Source organism: Legionella sp. PATHC039, assembly GCF_026191275.1.
GTDB lineage: Bacteria > Pseudomonadota > Gammaproteobacteria > Legionellales > Legionellaceae > Legionella > Legionella pneumophila.
The window spans coordinates 1,202,617-1,219,784 of record NZ_JAPHOP010000001.1 but is presented as its reverse complement, the minus strand read 5'-3'; the positions used below and the strand labels follow the sequence as shown (position 1 = coordinate 1,219,784).

The following is a 17,168-nucleotide window of genomic DNA, read 5'->3' as shown; positions in this document are numbered from 1 at the left end:
TATAGTTTAATACAAGCTACTGATTAACACATTGGATTTTTTATTTTACGTCACGAATTTTTTCACCAGTATACAATTGGCGAGGTCTGCCAATGCGTGACTTGGTGGCTACCATTTCCATCCAGTGACTCATCCATCCAACAGTGCGGGCTAGAGCAAATATCACTGTGAACATATTGGTTGGTATTCCAATAGCGCTTAAAGTCAATCCTGAGTAAAAGTCTACATTCGGGTAGAGTTTTTTCTCAATGAAATATTCATCTTCAAGAGCAATACGTTCAAGTTCCATTGCTAATTTAAATAAAGGTGCGTCTTTTGCTCCAACGGCTTCTAACACATCATAACAGGTCTTACGCATTACTTTTGCTCTTGGATCATAGCTTTTATAGACCCTGTGCCCAAAACCCATCAAACGGAATGGATCATTTTTATCTTTGGCTCGTTTAATGTAATGATCTATGCGACTCACATCGCCTATTTCTTTTAGCATATTTAAGCAGGCTTCATTCGCTCCACCATGAGCTGGTCCCCATAAAGCCCCTATACCAGCTGAAATACACGCAAAGGGATTAGCTCCAGTAGAGCCTGCCAGACGCACTGTCGATGTAGATGCATTTTGTTCATGATCAGCATGTAGAATAAAAATAGTATCCATAGCTCTTACCAATACTGGATCTGGCGTAGTATCTTCGGATGGAACACCAAACATCATGTGAAGAAAATTTTCTGCATAAGACATTTTATTTTTAGGATACATGTAGGGCATGCCAATGGAGTATTTATAACTCATTGCGGCTAAAGTAGGCATTTTAGCAACCAGTCTGATTGCGGAAATAAAACGGTCTTGTGCGTTATTCAAATCCATGGATTCATGATAAAAAGCAGACAAAGCCCCCACAATTCCAACCATTATAGCCATTGGGTGAGCGTCACGTCTGAACCCATTCAAAAACTGGTACATTTGCTGATGAACCATAGTATGATTGTTGATCAGACTAACGAAAGCTTTCTTTTCTTCTTTGTTAGGTAGTTCTCCATTGAGTAATAAATAACTTACATCAAGGAAGTCCTTTTTTTCTGCCAATTGTTCTATAGGATAACCCCTATACAACAAAATGCCTTTATCCCCATCAATATAGGTGATTTTTGATTCACAGGAGGCAGTTGATAAAAAACCTTGATCAAAGGTAAAGACGCCATGTGAACCAAGCTGGGTAATATCAATCACATCATTACCTAAGGTGGGAGTGTAGATTGGTAAATCAATCGTCTCTTGCCCATCGATGCTGAGTTTCGCTGTCTTTTGAGTCATTGCTTCTCCTGATTATTTACATGCTTTAAGCATTCATACTTGCGTTAGTGCGCGGAACTATATAAAAATGACAACATACAGTCAAATTAAACGTAATTTTGGTCATTAAAAATGCTAGTCCAAAATCTGACCTTAGTCATACATTCAAATAATTTAGACCATTTGCAACCGTATACATTGATTATATATTATGGTTTACAAATTTGAGGAATAATAGAAAAAAAAATGATAACTCCAGCTGAATTACCTATTAATCATCGTGGTGCGGTATATCATCTTGATTTAAGAACTGAGGAAATATCTGACCTCATCATTACAGTTGGAGACCCTGGGCGAGTGAGCCTGGTTAGTCAACATTTTGATAAAATTGAAGTGAAACGCTCCCACCGAGAATTTGTTACCCATACTGGGTACCTCGGAACTCATAGAATTACAGTTCTCTCAACTGGCATTGGCATGCCAAACATAGATATTGTGATGAATGAACTGGATGCTTTGGCAAACATCGATTTATCTACACGAACGGTGAATACTAACAAAAAGAGTTTAACAATTATTCGATTAGGCACTACAGGAGGAGTGGCTGCGAGCTGTATGCCTGGAGATATAGCGATTAGTCGATATGCAATTGGTTTTGATAGTTTGATTGATTATTATCAGTATCAGCCGATGGGAGTGCTTGAAACAATTAGGGAAGAGTTATCTAATTATCTAAAGGGAGAGAGTGGTCCATTTTATATTTCTGAATCCTGCCCGCAATTAGCTGAACAGTTTAGTGTCTTAGGCCATACGGGAATTACAGCCACTTGTGGTGGTTTTTATGGGCCGCAAGGCCGCCAGTTAAGAATTCCTCTTCATTATCCCAATCTTATTAGTCAGTTAGGAAAATTTTGTACTCAGAATTATTCAGTAATTAATCTTGAGATGGAAACTGCTGCCATCTACGCACTTGGCAGTATGCTTGGACATAAATGCTTATCCTTAAGTGTGGTGATTAATAACAGGATACATGGAAATTTTGTAACTGATGTCAAATCTTGTCTGGATTCCCTAATTACAAAATCACTTGCGAATATTAAAAATATCCTTGAGCCATCTGAAGCTTAAGGTCATTTAATTAAGACGCCCAGTGTGGTATCCTTTTGCATTAAATTAATCTTGATTTATTGTCTAAAGGATACATCCAAATCATGGTATACCTAGCCAAAGAAGTCTTACCAGTCAACATAGAAGACGAATTGAAGCAATCCTATTTGGATTATGCGATGAGTGTTATTGTAGGTCGAGCATTGCCTGATGTACGTGATGGTTTAAAGCCGGTGCATAGGCGAGTTCTTTTTGCGATGAGCGAGTTGGGTAATGATTGGAATAAACCTTATAAAAAATCTGCCCGTGTAGTAGGGGATGTCATCGGTAAATACCATCCTCATGGTGATACAGCTGTTTATGACACTATTGTTCGTATGGCTCAACCTTTTTCTATGCGCTACCTTTTGATCGATGGACAGGGTAATTTTGGTTCTGTAGATGGAGATGCTCCAGCTGCGATGCGTTACACTGAAGTAAGAATGTCCAAAGTGGCACATGCTTTACTGGCTGATTTGGATAAGGAAACCGTTGATTTTAGTCCTAACTATGATGAAACAGAATTTGCTCCAGTGGTATTGCCATCGAGAATTCCTAATTTGTTAGTTAATGGTTCTTCCGGTATTGCGGTAGGGATGGCTACTAATATTCCACCACATAATCTTACCGAAGTGATCAATGCATGTGTTACTTTAGTGGATGAACCTGACACGAGTCTTGAAGATTTAATGGAAATTATTCCTGGCCCTGATTTTCCTACAGCAGCAATTATTAATGGTCGTGCTGGAATTATTGAAGGTTATCGTACTGGAAAAGGGCGGGTTGTTATCAGGGCACGCACAGAAATTGAAACGGATGAAAGTTCAGGCCGTCAGTCAATTATTATTCAGGAATTACCTTATCAGGTGAATAAAGCGCGTTTGATCGAGCGTATTGCTGAATTGGTAAGGGACAAGAAAATCGAAGGAATTTCCGGCTTGAGGGATGAGTCAGATAAGCAGGGAATGAGAGTAGTCATTGAATTAAAACGCAATGAAGTAGCAGATGTGGTATTGAATAACCTGTTCGCTCATACTCAAATGCAAAATGTATTCGGAATTAATATGGTTGCTCTGGTGGATGGCCAACCGCGTACTTTGAATTTGAAACAAATACTGGAATATTTTATAAAACATCGAAGAGAGGTTGTTACCAGGCGCACAATATTTGAATTGAAAAAAGCCAGAAGTAGAGCCCATTTATTGGAGGGCTTGGGAATCGCCTTAGCCAATATCGATGAAATGATTGCGTTAATTAAGCAATCTCCTACTCCTCAAGACGCAAAAAATGCTTTATTAAGCAAAATATGGCAACCTGGCTTGGTAAAGGCCATGTTGGAAAAGGCTGGCTCAAACGCGTCAAGGCCTGATGATTTAACTGAAGAATATGGTTTGCATGAGAACGGATATAAATTATCTGAAGCACAGGCACAAGCAATACTTGAATTAAGATTACATAGGCTAACAGCTCTTGAACAAGATAAAATTATTAATGAATTTGAAGAGCTATTGAATTTAATTAAAGAATTACTTGATATATTGGCTTCACCTGAAAGACTTATGCAAGTTATTCGCGATGAATTGATAGAGATTAAATCCCAATTTGGTGATGAGAGACGAACGGAAATAACAGCCTCACAAGAAGATTTGACTATTGAAGATTTGATTACCGAAGAAGACGTTGTGGTCACTTTATCTCATCAAGGTTATGTAAAATATCAGCCCATTACAGCCTATCAGGCTCAGCGCCGAGGTGGCAAAGGGAAATCGGCAACTCATGTCAAGGATGAGGATTTTGTTGAACGTTTGGTTATTGCGAGTACTCATGACACCTTATTATGCTTCTCCAATCATGGCAAATTATATTGGCTAAAAGCGTATCAATTGCCTCAAGCAAGCCGCACTTCGAGAGGAAGGCCTATAATTAATATTCTTCCTTTGGCAGAAGGTGAAGAGATTAATGCTATGCTCCCTGTTCGTGAGTACAAAGACGGCAGCTATGTGTTTATGGCAACCAAGAAGGGAACAGTTAAAAAAGTACCTTTAAACGCATTTAGCAGGCCGCGTTCCAATGGTATTATTGCTGTGGACCTGGAAGAAGATGACAGTCTCGTTGGAGTTGATATTACTGATGGTGCTCGCGATATTATGTTGTTTACCGATGCAGGCAAAGTAATCCGCTTTGATGAAAGTAAAGTGAGACCTATGGGACGCACGGCTCGAGGAGTTCGCGGAATTAGGGTGGAAAAGGATCAAGCCGTTAAATCTCTTGTGGTAGTCGACCCAAGAGGAGGTACCATTTTGACGGCAACTGAAAACGGCTACGGCAAGAGAACTCATATTGATGAATATCGAGTGTCAGGAAGGGGGGGGCAAGGTGTTATTTCCATTCAGGTAACTGAACGAAATGGTAAAGTGGTCCGTTCCTTGCAGGTTACAGATAATGACGAAGCCATGTTAATTACAGATAAAGGAACTTTGGTTCGTTTTAAAGTTAATGAATTATCTGTGATAGGCAGAAATACACAAGGAGTTCGCCTGATTAATGTCAGTTCTGGTGAGACAGTTGTTGGAATGCAAAAAATTGTAGATCTTGGAGAAGAGTTAGAAGAAGCAGAAGATTCATCCCTCAATGCTGAAGACAACAATGATGAATAGCAAGGTTTTCAATTTTGGAGCTGGCCCTGCTATGCTGCCCGAGGAAATACTAAAAGAGGCTCAAGAAGAATTCCTTAATTGGCGTAATACCGGAATGTCCATACTTGAAATAGGGCATAGAACACCGGAGATCATTAATCTTTTAAGTACTGCGGAGCAATCGTTAAGAGAGCTGTTAAATATCCCTAAAAATTATCATGTATTGTTTTTAGGAGGAGCAGCTCGGGCACAATTTGCCATGATCCCTATGAATTTATTACAGCTCGGGGATGAGGCGGCTTATTTTATTACTGGAATCTGGTCTAAGATGGCTTATCATGAAGCGAATCTTCTAAAACAGGCATATTATCTTAGCAATGAAGAGAAAGAGGGATTTGTATCAATTCCTGATTATCAAAAGTGGGAGTTAAAAAGTAATACAGCTTATGTCTATTACACCCCAAATGAAACAATTAATGGAGTCAGATTTCCTTATGTTCCTAAAACAGGAGGGGTTCCTTTAGTCGCGGATATGACTTCTTGCTTGTTGAGCGAGCCGATAAATATTAATCAATATGGTTTGATTTTTGCTGGTGCGCAGAAGAACATTGCCAATGCAGGTTTAACTGTAGTTATCATTCATGAGGATTTACTAAAAAACCAACCTGAACCAGTGATTCCTACCATGTTGAATTATAAAAATCATGCCGAACATCGCTCCTTATATGCTACACCACCAGTATTTAATTGTTATTTGGCAAGTAAAATGTTCGAGTGGATAAAAACTCAGGGAGGTATAGAAGGATTATTTCAAAGGAATTGTTTGAAAGCCGCGAAGTTATATCAATATCTTGATTCAACTGATTTTTATCTAACTCCAGTATCTAAAGAAGCTCGTTCTATAATGAACATTTGTTTTTCCCTCTGCTATCCTGATTTGGAACAAAAATTCCTAGATATGGCTAATGAGCGTGGGTTAAAGGCCTTAAAAGGTCATCGTTTCGCAGGAGGATTGCGCGCCAGTTTGTACAATGCCATGCCTATGGCTGGAGTTGATGCGCTCATTGAGTTTTTGTCTGAATTTGCAAAAGAAAATGGTTAATAAGCATGTTGAATTTTATAAGTAAACCAGTTGGCTGCCTTAAGGGCGAAATCACAGTACCTGGAGATAAATCCATTTCCCATCGTTCTATTATTTTTGGCGCGATTGCTATTGGAACTTCAGTAATCGATGGCTTTTTAGATGGTGAAGATTGCATAGCTACCCTTAAAGCATTCCAATCGATGGGTGTTAGGATAGAGGGGCCTGATAAGCAATGTGTCATTATTCATGGGGTTGGGAAATATGGTTTAAAACAACCCCAAAATATTATTGATTGTGGCAACTCAGGTACCAGTATGCGCTTGCTGGCTGGATTGCTTGCAGCACAACAATTTGATAGCCAGTTAACGGGAGACGAAAGTTTACTTAAACGCCCAATGTTAAGAGTCAGTAGACCCTTAAGTCAAATGGGTGCAGACGTCACTACTCAGGATGGGAAGCCGCCTATAGTAATCAAAGGCGGAAAAAAATTAAATGGAATACATTATGTTATGCCGGAAGCTAGTGCTCAGGTAAAGTCGTCCCTGTTGTTAGCTGGTATGTATGCTGAAGGACAAACAAAAATAACTGAAAATGCAGTCAGTCGGGATCATACCGAAAGAATGTTAAGAACATTTTCTTATCCAGTTCAGATACAAGATGGTGCTATCGTAATTGATCGTAATGGCGAGTGCCATGGAACTCGTCTGAATATCCCGGGAGACATTTCATCTGCTGCTTTTTTTATTGTTGCAGCTTCTATTACTCCAGGTTCCGATGTTTTAATTCGTAATGTAGGTATTAATCCTACACGAACTGGCATTATTCATATTTTAACTGAAATGGGAGCGGACATAAGAGTTTTGAATCAACGTGCCTATGGAGAGGAACCAGTTGCCGATTTGCATATCAGATATTCCCAATTAAAAGGAATCGATATTCCTGCCTCTATGGTGCCTTTGGCGATTGATGAATTCCCGGTTATTTTTATTGCAGCTGCTTGCGCACAAGGGAAAACAACTCTTCATGGAGCTAAAGAACTGCGCTTGAAGGAAAGTGATCGTATTGGCGCGATGGTGGATGGCTTAAACCAATTGGGAGTTCATGCTGAAGGTTTTGATGATGGAATATTGATAGAGGGTGGAAGTATACAGGGTGGTGAGGTTAATAGTCGAGGAGATCACCGTATTGCCATGTCATTTGCCATTGCTGGCGCTGTCGCCAGTGCTCCTGTAACGATTAAAAACTGCGCCAATGTTGCAACTTCATTCCCATCTTTTGTTACTACCGCTAACATGCTTCATTTTCAGATAGAGGAATACAGCTGATGGTTTTTAATAATGAGGTTCCTGTCATTACGTTGGATGGTCCAAGTGGAACAGGAAAGGGGACAATTTGTCATTTGGTAGCCAAGAGACTGCATTGGAATATGCTTGACAGTGGTGCTATTTATCGTGTTCTAGCTTATGCTGCTCGGAAAAATAGCATCGAACCGAATGATATTAAAAAATTAACCGCTTTGGCCCGTTCCCTGAATTTGCGTTTTGAATCATCTGCGGATAATGAAATAAAAGTAATACTTGATGGTGCAAATGTCAGTCAGCAAATCCGCAGTGAGCAATGTGGTCAGGATGCCTCACAAATTGCAGTGATTCCTGAAGTAAGAACAGCACTGCTTGAACGCCAGAGAAACTTTGCCCAATTTCCTGGGTTGGTGACAGATGGACGCGATATGGGTACGGTGGTCTTTCCAAATGCTGTTTTGAAGGTTTATTTATATGCAAGTGCAGAAGAAAGAGCAAATAGACGATATTTACAGTTGCAAGATAATGGGATTAATGTTAGCCTCGCGCAGGTTGTTGAAGAACTGGCTAAACGCGATGCAAGGGATACAGCTCGTACGCATGCGCCATTGAAACCAGCTGAAGATGCTGTATTGATCGATACAACCGGACTAACAATTGTACAAGTGTTCAATATTGTATTAAAATTAATTGATGAACGTTTGAATAATTTGTAGTTTTGAATTGGGGGGAAGGTGAGTGGAACTCATTCTTCCATTTTTTTACTAAAGAGTTTATTAACATGTCTGAAAGTTTCAAAGAATTATTTGAGCAAAGTATTGCCGGAGCTCAATTTTATCCTGGTGCCATTATTACTGCTAAAGTCATCGATATCGATGATGATTTTGTTACTCTCAATGCTGGACTAAAGTCAGAAGGTATTGTTGCCGTAGAAGAATTCTACGATAAAAATGGCGAGTTGGAAGTTAAAGTAGGCGATACTGTCGAAGTGGCCCTGGATTCAGTAGAAGATGGTCACGGCGAAACGCTCCTTTCAAGAGAAAAAGCAAAACGCCAGGAAGCATGGCGCAAATTATCGAAATGCCACGAAAATAATGAAACAGTTACTGGTTTGATTTCTGGAAAAGTCAAAGGTGGTTTTACTGTGGAAATTGGCTCAATCAGAGCATTTTTACCGGGTTCCCTTGTTGATGTTAGGCCTGTAAGAGATCCGTCTTACCTCGAGGGTAAAGAACTTGAATTTAAAGTCATCAAGATGGATTTGAAACGCAATAATATTGTTGTTTCTCGACGAGCTGTAGTTGAAGAAGAAAGTAGCGCTGACAGACAAGCACTACTGGAGTCTTTACATGATGGTCAAGAGCTTCACGGTATTGTTAAAAACCTTACCGACTATGGTGCTTTCATTGATCTTGGCGGCATAGATGGTTTGTTACATATCACTGACATTTCCTGGAAGCGAGTCAAGCATCCAAGTGAAGTATTATCAGTAGGTCAGGATGTTAAAGTCAAAGTACTAAGCTTTGATAGTGAAAGAAACCGTGTTTCCTTGGGTATGAAGCAGTTAGGAAATGATCCTTGGGTTGATTTGGTTGAACGTTACCCAATAGGCAAGAGATTGCAAGGTAAAGTAACTAACATCACCGATTATGGTTGCTTTGTCGAAATTGAGGAAGGTGTAGAAGGTTTAGTCCACATGTCAGAAATGGATTGGACTAATAAGAATGTTCACCCAAGCAAAGTAGTGTCTCTGGGAGATGTAGTCGACGTTATGGTTCTTGAAATTGATGAAGAACGACGACGTATTTCTTTAGGTATGAAACAGTGCGTGGGCAATCCATGGCAGCAATTTGCATCTACTCATAATAAAGGCGAAAAAGTAAAAGGCAAGATCCGTTCTATTACTGACTTTGGAATCTTTATAGGTCTTGATGGTGATATTGATGGACTAGTTCATTTATCTGATATTTCCTGGACTGTTCCTGGTGAAGAAGCGGTAAAACAATTTAAAAAGGGCCAAGAGTTAGAAGCTGTTATTTTAGCAATCGATCCAGAGAGAGAGCGTATTTCTTTAGGATTGAAACAATTGGAAGGCGACAGTTTTGCCAGTTTTGCTGAAACTTACACGAAAGGATCTATTGTTAAAGGTACAGTTACAGCTGTAGAACCTAAAACTGTAACAGTTGCGTTAGCAGAAGATGTTTCTGGGACAATTCGTGTGAGTGAATTATCCGATGAACGTGTTGATGATGCTACCACTATCGTAAAAGTTGGTGATGAAGTTGAAGCAAAAATCACTAATATTGATAGAAAAAATCGCACCATTTCACTTTCTGTCAAGGCAAAAGATGCCCAGGATGAAGCGGATGCAATTAAGAAGTACTCAAGAACAGAGGCAGCATCAACTACTCTGGGTGATTTATTGAAAGAAAAAATGGCTAGCAAAGAAGGTGAATAACCTTTTTAAGTCAAAACTAAAAAAGCGTAGAACTATCTACGCTTTTTTTTTTATTTTGAGAAAAAGATTATGCTATGATGGACTTTTTAGCTTAAGGATTAAAGGAAATATTCAATGCGCATATTAATGCTGGTAACTTATTTGCTGCTTATTATTATTGGTGTTAGTTTTGCGGCTCTAAATGCCTCGTCGGTTCAAGTTAATTTCTATTTTAAAACGGTGTCCATGCCTATCTCTGTTCTTATGACTATCATGCTCGGAGTTGGTGTTTTTATAGGTTTTGTTCTCTTTATTACACGATATTGGCGTTTAAAAATTGAATGTCGTAAAATGAAAAACCAATTAAAACTAACTGAAAAAGAAATTAAGAATTTACGTTCAATACCCTTACAAGATCAACATTAATTTTATTATTAGTGGAAACTCGATATGCAGAGAGGAAAATTAATAGATGATTAATTTATGGCCACTTTTGTTACCTGCTGCCGCATGGTCTGGCTGGTGGCTGGCTAACCGCAGTAATTCTAATAAAGATGCTCATGTCCACAATCGCTTATCGCGAGAATATGTAGTTGGACTTAATTATTTATTAAATGAACAATCTGATAAAGCGGTTGACGTATTTATCAAGCTTCTAGAAGTTGATAGCGATACAGTAGAAACCCATCTTGCACTGGGTAGCTTGTTCAGGCGTAGAGGGGAAGTAGACAGGGCTATTCGTATTCATCAAAATTTAATCGCCAGACCTCAATTAAGTATTCAACAGCGAAAGGAAGCCCTAATGGCTTTAGGGCAAGATTATATGAGTGCTGGAGTGTTTGACCGAGCTGAACGTATATTCCTTGAAGTTGTTGAGTTGGGCGGGAGTAGAGATACAAGCAGTCTTCAAGGATTATTAGCAATTTACCAACAAGAAAAAGCTTGGGAAAAAGCTTTAGATATTATTAAGAAACTGGAAATTTCTACCGGAGCCAGTTTTCACAATCAAGCAGCTCATTATTACTGTGAAATGGCTAGTCAAGCGCTTAAAATCAATGCAATGGATAGAGCAATTTATTGTATAAAGCAAGCAATGAATGTTGATCCGGAGTCCGTAAGAGCTAGTTTGATGAATGCTACAATTGAAATAAAAGAAGGCCGCTATAAACAGGCTATTCGATCTTTAAAAAGAGTGCCGCAGCAGGATGCAGAGTTTTTAACCGAAATCATTGAATCATTAGTTCTTTGCCATAAAGAACTGGACTCCATGCCGGATTGTATTCACTATCTTGAGCAAACTTTGGAAAAACATCCGCGAGCCTCTGTAATTTTCGTTATCGCTGATTATTTACGACAAAGTAAGGGTATGGATATTGCAATTGACTTTGTGGCTGATAATTTAAGCAAACATCCATCGATAAGAGGTTTGAATCGTTTGATTTATTGGCACTTGGAGTCTGCTCATGGGAAAGTACGTGAAAAACTGCAAATGCTTTATGATATTACTAGCAAGTTTTTAGATAATAAGCCCATATATCGATGTGGGCATTGTGGTTTTGGTGGTAAACATTTACATTGGCATTGCCCAAGTTGTAAACAGTGGGGTAGAATGAAGCCTATCCATGGTTTGGAAGGGGATTAACCTGAGACATACTCTCAGAAAGTTAATGAACAGTTGCATATTAACTTAGTATCGTAATTCAAATTTGTTATTGCAAATTAAGTAAAACAATTCGAATAGGAAATTTAATTTAATTTGATTTGTCTTCTAGTTTGCCAAGGCAGTTTACGTTCAAATCAGTTTATTGCAACTTTAGATTTGTATTAAGATTATTCCTTAACTTCATGGTATTGATCTTAGGTATAGCTAAACAATTTATATACTAATTATGAGATTATAATGCAATTTATCGACTTAAAAACACAATATTCTTTAATTGAGAATGATATTTTAAACAGCATTAAAAGGGTATTAAATCATGGCCAATATATTATGGGGCCTGAAATTGCAGAACTTGAAAAAGAGTTGGCCACTTTTGTTGGAGTGAAGCATGCGATTGTGAATTCAAGTGGTACAGATGCTTTATTAATGGCATTGATGGCTCTGGATATTCAGCCTGGGGATGAAGTAATTACAAGCCCATTTAGTTTCTTCGCAACAGCAGAAGTGATTAGCCTTTGTCATGCAACACCCGTCTTTGTAGATATAGATCCTTTAACTTATAATTTGGATCCTGAGCAGTTAGAGAGAGCAATCACTAAGAAAACCAAGGCCATTATGCCAGTAGATTTATATGGGCAATGCGCAGATTATGATGTGATTAATGCCATTGCAACTCAATACGGTATTCCTGTTATTGAAGATGCCGCGCAGAGTTTTGGAGCTACTTATAAAGGCAAATACTCTTGTTCCCTGGCTACTATTGGCTGTACCAGTTTTTTCCCATCAAAACCTTTAGGTGGTTATGGTGATTCTGGAGCTTGTTTTACGAATGATGATGTTTTAGCCCAAAAATTAATTGAAATTAGAATTCATGGACAAAATGCTCGCTATTGCCATAATCGGGTAGGGATTAATGGTCGAATGGACACTATCCAAGCAGCAATACTACTTCAGAAGCTGAAAATATTTTCTAATGAAATTCTATTGCGACAAAAAGTAGCAAAGCGTTATGATCAAATGCTCTCTGAGTTAGTGAAAACTCCTTATGTGCATGAATGCAATGCAAGTGTGTATGCTCAGTATACCATTGAGGTTGAGAATAGAGATGTATTTGTGAAGTCAATGCAAGCCTCAGGTATACCTACAGCTGTTCATTACCCAATTGCTATGCATCAACAGCAGGCACTTGGTTATTTAAATTACAAACTTGGAGATTTTCCAAACTCTGAGAAAGCAAGTCAACATGTAATTAGCCTGCCTATGCACCCTTATTTACAAGAAGATGAGCAATTGAAAATAGTTGTAGCAGTGAGAAATGCTTTACTTATGATGAATGAAGAGGCTGTGGTATAAATGACACCTAAATTAATCGTTGCGTTGGATTTTGATAATCAAGATAACGCTTTACAATTGGTTGACAAACTTGATCCGAATCATTGCGCACTTAAGGTTGGGAGTGAGCTTTTTACTCTACTAGGTCCTCAGTTTGTAAAAGAATTGGTAAGAAGAGAGTTTAAAATATTTTTAGATTTGAAATTTCACGATATCCCTAATACAGTTGCTAAAGCATGCCACTCTGCTGCAGAATTAGGGGTATGGATGATAAATGTTCATGCTATCGGTGGCTTAAAAATGTTGCAAGCTGCCAGGGAATCTTTAAAAAAGTATGGTAAAGACAGGCCTTTGTTGATTGCAGTGACTGTGCTGACCAGTTTTGAAGAAGGGGAGCTGGCCAGTGTTGGTATTAGTAATACATTGCCTGAGCAAGCAACCCATCTCGCTATGCTTGCCAGAGAGGCTGGGCTTGATGGTGTGGTAAGCTCTGCGCATGAAGTTAAAATTATAAAACAGAAGTGTGGTGAGAATTTTATTACCGTTACTCCTGGCATAAGACTGCCAAATAATCTAAAAGATGATCAATCGCGAGTAATGACTCCACAACAAGCCATCAGAGAAGGAAGTGATTTTCTGGTTATTGGAAGACCAATTACGCAAGCGAGCAATCCTCAGGAGGTTGTCTCAGCTCTATTGCGTGATCTTTGATGGCACATACTTTTAAAAAATTATACATATGGTATAATTTTGTTCATTTTTGAATTAGTTGTACCATTCCTATTTTATTCCATAGAAATTTATGATAATTGTTATAAAGATGATTAATAAATATTTAAAAATAATCAATAGTATTTCAGATATTTATTCTATGGACTACCCAGACGTAAGGATTTACTGATGACCCCACAGCACGTCATAAGTCAACTGCTGGAATCTGACACCAAATACCCTCAGAATTTAGATTTATTAAAAAAAATAATCATATCAGCTTATCTGGGACGCCTCAGAATTAATGGATTACCTCCAGATAACAAGATTGCACTTGGAAATTATTTATTTGATGATGAACGTATGATTTTTGATTTCACTCGATTGAGTGATTCAAAAAGAGCTTTATTTATTGAATGGTTGCTTGAGCCTCATCAAAAAGATAAAGAGCATGGTTTTTTAAGCGGCGTTTACGTGAATGAAGATCGAGGTTTCACTGCGGAGGTTGCTTTAAGCTGGTGGGGTATCTTAAAAAACTGGTTATTTAATAATAAATCTGAGCATTGGAAAATAACGGATTTGGGACTTTCTGTCAATTATCAGCTGACTGGTATTGAAATGTGTCATGGAAAGCAGGGTATCTTAATTGGATTTAACCAGTTTTTAGTACCACCTTCAGGTACAAAATACAGAGATCCGAATGATAACCAAAGTGAGCCATTAGGTAATGTTAAAAGAGTATTCATTACTGATAAACTGGTTGATGAACTTATTGGGCTCAATTATAAAAATCTTAATTATGAGTCTGTCTGTAAAAGCCCTCATCCGCAATCTATTGATGTAACTGATTCAGAAGCTCGTCATAAAGAAATGTATGATTATAGAAAAATGCAACGTTTCAATGGTGTGAGGCCTTGGTATATCAGACTTTGGAGATGGATATCTAAACTTTTTTTTGGCGATACATACGACGCTAAAAAAACAAGCACTGCAGACGACAATTTGGAATTACTTTATAAAACTAAAACTGTCAAAATTTATCAGCGCTCCAAATCAAAAGAGATCTTAGTCACAGAGAAACGACCTGATATTACTAATTTGGTTTTTTGTGGAGGTGGGGCAAAAATTTTTGCTCACGTGGGGGTTTGGAAGGCTCTCAATGAAGCAGGAATGAAGCCAACCAAATTTGCAGGAAGCTCTGCCGGTGCTATGATGTCTTTGATGTGCTACCTAGGTTATACTGCTGATGAAATTAGTGAACTTTTCAAGCATTTCAAACAAGAGCATTTAGTTCAATTTGATATAGACAGAAATGGATTATCGGATACCCATTCCTTAAAGACCGCGCTGGATTATGCGATTGCAAATAAAGTAAGGCAAATAGTAAATAAATATAAAATTCCATATCCTAAGGGAAAAATAACTTTTAGTACTTTAGCTTCTCTAAGAGAGCAATTTCCAGATTGTGGAATAGGCAAAGAATTAATTGTTACAGCAACAAATAAACGCACAGGAAAAACTATTTATTTATCAGCAAATCGTTACCCATTATTGGAGGTCAGTGAAGCAGTTAAAATTTCTGCGAGCTTTCCAGTTTTGTATAGAGATACTCTGCTGGATGGTGAAGAGCATAATGATGGTGGAATATTAAGTAATTTTCCAACTGAAGTTTTTTTTGATGACCACTCAACGCTGTTGGAGTCTGAATTTGGTAATAATTTAAAAGTATTGGCAGTTCAATTTGATAATGGGATTGAAAGAAATGTTATTGATAGAATAATGGACAAAGTTTATCGGGAGAATTTCGTTCTTAACTGGATTTATAGCTTACTGACTGGAGTGAGTGATCCTGCAAGTGGATGGGAAAGAGACCGCCTTAAATTAAGACAATATGCTCTTCAAACTATAATTCCTGAAACAGGGAAAGTATCAACAACAGGATTTAATGTAGAGAGGCAGAGCCAGGAGGAATTGATCCAAAATGGTTATCAATCAACTCTGGATTATCTTAATGTAAGATATACTAGAAAAAAAAACAGCTATGTTAACAAGGAAATAATGTACTCTACTTTCAATTCTTTGGGAGATTTGCTTGCATACTGTTGTTACAGGGGACATGAACAATGGTTTAATGTTGTTAATAATCTAATTGTGCAATCTACCTTACCTAATCGTACTGCTTTAATGAAGCAATCCCTTGAACTTAGAAAACTTTATTTTAATACGTCTCTACCTTCTAATCCTGAAAAGAATAAAACAGCTTGTAATGAAAGCAATACTTTAACTTTTTTTGGTAATGCGGTTTGTCAGCATCATAATCACAGCCAGGAACTTGAAAATGGAAACCATGATGTCTTACTGGCGCTCTATCCAATTTTTTTAAAACTATCTAATGATTTATTAATAAATAAAATTGATAAGAATCTATTAGACCGTGCACGTCATTCACTAAATATACATTCTCCCTTTGATTGTCTTGAGCATTTTAACAAAATTTCAGGGAATGCTCATGTTATGATTCATATCATCATTAAATTAATTAAAGAGCTCAAGGAAAGATCATGCCAACAAATTTATAATGTATTAAAAGAGGTTAGGCATTTATTGTATAGCGACATTAATCTTATGAAAGCAAATTATTTTGGCAAATGGGATTTAAGTCTCCCTCAATGTATACGGATCTTGAATTTGTTAAAACAGGAAAAGTATGACGATGTATCTCGGTTATTGGATTGCCTACGTAACCAAATAGAGCCTGTGCAAACAGTAAAAGGAGGAATGCTTCATGATGACCTTAATAACGGGAGCCACGAGAGGAATAGGCTTGGCCTTGGCGTATGAGTTTGCATCACATGGCCATGATTTAATACTTATTGGTAGAGATTCTGAACAGCTGGAGCACATTTCAAAGCAATTAAATACACAATATCAAGTTAATGTTGAATATAAAGTACATGACTTAAGCAAACCTGGAAGCGCATTTAAGTTGTATACTGATTTAAAGGAGCAGGGTGTAGAAGTCAACTGCCTGGTTAATAATGCGGGCATAGGCTATATGGGTTCCTTTGTTGAGATGGGCATGAACAAGCTCGATGATTTAATGAACATAAACATGATTTCTTTAAGTGAATTAACACTATGTTTTCTTCATGATTTTGTAGCTCGAAACGAAGGCAGTATTTTACAGGTTTCTTCGACAGCAGCATTTCAACCGGGTCCTTTTATGGCAGCCTACTATGCGAGTAAGGCATATGTGGCAACGCTTTCCCATGCTATTGCTTATGAGCTTAAAGATACTAAGGTATCTATGTCTATTCTTTGTCCTGGAGCAACAAAAACCAATTTTTTCCATGCTTCTGGTATGGAAAGTTCTATGTTGGAGAGGGGATATATTGGAATGATGACCCCTGAAAAGGTCGCTAAAATTGCCTATAAAGGATTAAAAAAAGGAAAGTTGTATATTATTCCGGGGATAAGAAATAAAATTTTAGCCTATGCCGCAGCCATATCACCCAAAGCGATTGCTCTTAGGATCGCCTCTTATCTTCATCATAAAATTTTGTAGAT

13 protein-coding genes are annotated in these 17,168 nt (G+C 37.9%); 12 read left to right on the top strand and 1 reads right to left on the bottom strand.

The genetic code is table 11. The annotated features are described in order from the left end of the window. Positions 1-40: 40 nt before the first annotated feature. Positions 41-1,312 (bottom strand): citrate synthase, encoded by a 1,272-nt coding sequence (gene gltA, locus OQI99_RS05495; RefSeq protein WP_010947144.1) that lies wholly within the window; start codon positions 1,310-1,312, stop codon positions 41-43. Between the two features lie 225 nt (positions 1,313-1,537). Between gltA and OQI99_RS05490 the strand changes: the two genes are divergently transcribed. The 12 genes from OQI99_RS05490 (at position 1,538) to OQI99_RS05435 (ending at position 17,166) form a co-directional block, all read left to right on the top strand. After that, the gene (locus tag OQI99_RS05490) at positions 1,538-2,419 is read left to right on the top strand and encodes a nucleoside phosphorylase (RefSeq protein ID WP_061514070.1); all 882 of its coding nucleotides are present in this window, start codon (positions 1,538-1,540) and stop codon (positions 2,417-2,419) included. A gap of 83 nt (positions 2,420-2,502) precedes the next feature. Further along, entirely contained in the window at positions 2,503-5,094 is a 2,592-nt protein-coding gene (gene gyrA / locus OQI99_RS05485; protein WP_061514069.1) for a DNA gyrase subunit A, read from the top strand. Further along, on the top strand, positions 5,087-6,175 hold the full coding sequence (gene serC, locus OQI99_RS05480; RefSeq protein WP_061514093.1) for a 3-phosphoserine/phosphohydroxythreonine transaminase: 1,089 nt from the start codon (positions 5,087-5,089) through the stop codon (positions 6,173-6,175). The genes gyrA and serC overlap by 8 nt, the downstream gene beginning before the upstream one ends. 5 nt (positions 6,176-6,180) lie before the next feature. After that, positions 6,181-7,482, top strand: a complete 1,302-nt coding sequence (gene aroA / locus OQI99_RS05475) for a 3-phosphoshikimate 1-carboxyvinyltransferase (RefSeq protein ID WP_080447474.1) — start codon at positions 6,181-6,183, stop codon at positions 7,480-7,482. Then, a complete protein-coding gene (cmk, locus tag OQI99_RS05470) occupies positions 7,482-8,174 on the top strand; it encodes a (d)CMP kinase (protein ID WP_061514067.1) in 693 nt (230 codons plus the stop codon). Before aroA ends, cmk begins: the two co-directional genes overlap by 1 nt. A 65-nt stretch (positions 8,175-8,239) precedes the next feature. After that, complete coding sequence (gene rpsA, locus OQI99_RS05465; protein WP_010947150.1) at positions 8,240-9,916, top strand: 30S ribosomal protein S1; 1,677 nt, start codon at positions 8,240-8,242, stop codon at positions 9,914-9,916. Between the two features lie 114 nt (positions 9,917-10,030). After that, positions 10,031-10,321 carry a LapA family protein gene (locus OQI99_RS05460; protein WP_010947151.1) on the top strand — a complete coding sequence of 97 codons (291 nt, stop codon included), beginning with the start codon at positions 10,031-10,033 and terminating at the stop codon, positions 10,319-10,321. Positions 10,322-10,367: 46 nt separating this feature from the next. Continuing rightward, positions 10,368-11,537, top strand: a complete 1,170-nt coding sequence (gene lapB, locus OQI99_RS05455; protein ID WP_061514066.1) for a lipopolysaccharide assembly protein LapB — start codon at positions 10,368-10,370, stop codon at positions 11,535-11,537. 258 nt (positions 11,538-11,795) lie between these two features. After that, positions 11,796-12,911, top strand: a complete 1,116-nt coding sequence (locus tag OQI99_RS05450) for a DegT/DnrJ/EryC1/StrS family aminotransferase (RefSeq protein ID WP_061514065.1) — start codon at positions 11,796-11,798, stop codon at positions 12,909-12,911. Beyond that, positions 12,912-13,601: an orotidine-5'-phosphate decarboxylase gene (gene pyrF, locus OQI99_RS05445; protein WP_061514064.1), complete on the top strand. Its 690-nt coding sequence runs from the start codon at positions 12,912-12,914 to the stop codon at positions 13,599-13,601. It begins immediately after the preceding gene. 186 nt (positions 13,602-13,787) lie between these two features. Next, positions 13,788-16,442 carry a Dot/Icm T4SS effector VpdC gene (gene vpdC, locus OQI99_RS05440; protein WP_265732352.1) on the top strand — a complete coding sequence of 885 codons (2,655 nt, stop codon included), beginning with the start codon at positions 13,788-13,790 and terminating at the stop codon, positions 16,440-16,442. Beyond that, positions 16,387-17,166 carry an SDR family NAD(P)-dependent oxidoreductase gene (locus tag OQI99_RS05435; protein ID WP_061514062.1) on the top strand — a complete coding sequence of 260 codons (780 nt, stop codon included), beginning with the start codon at positions 16,387-16,389 and terminating at the stop codon, positions 17,164-17,166. The genes vpdC and OQI99_RS05435 overlap by 56 nt, the downstream gene beginning before the upstream one ends. The last annotated feature ends 2 nt before the right edge of the window (positions 17,167-17,168 follow it).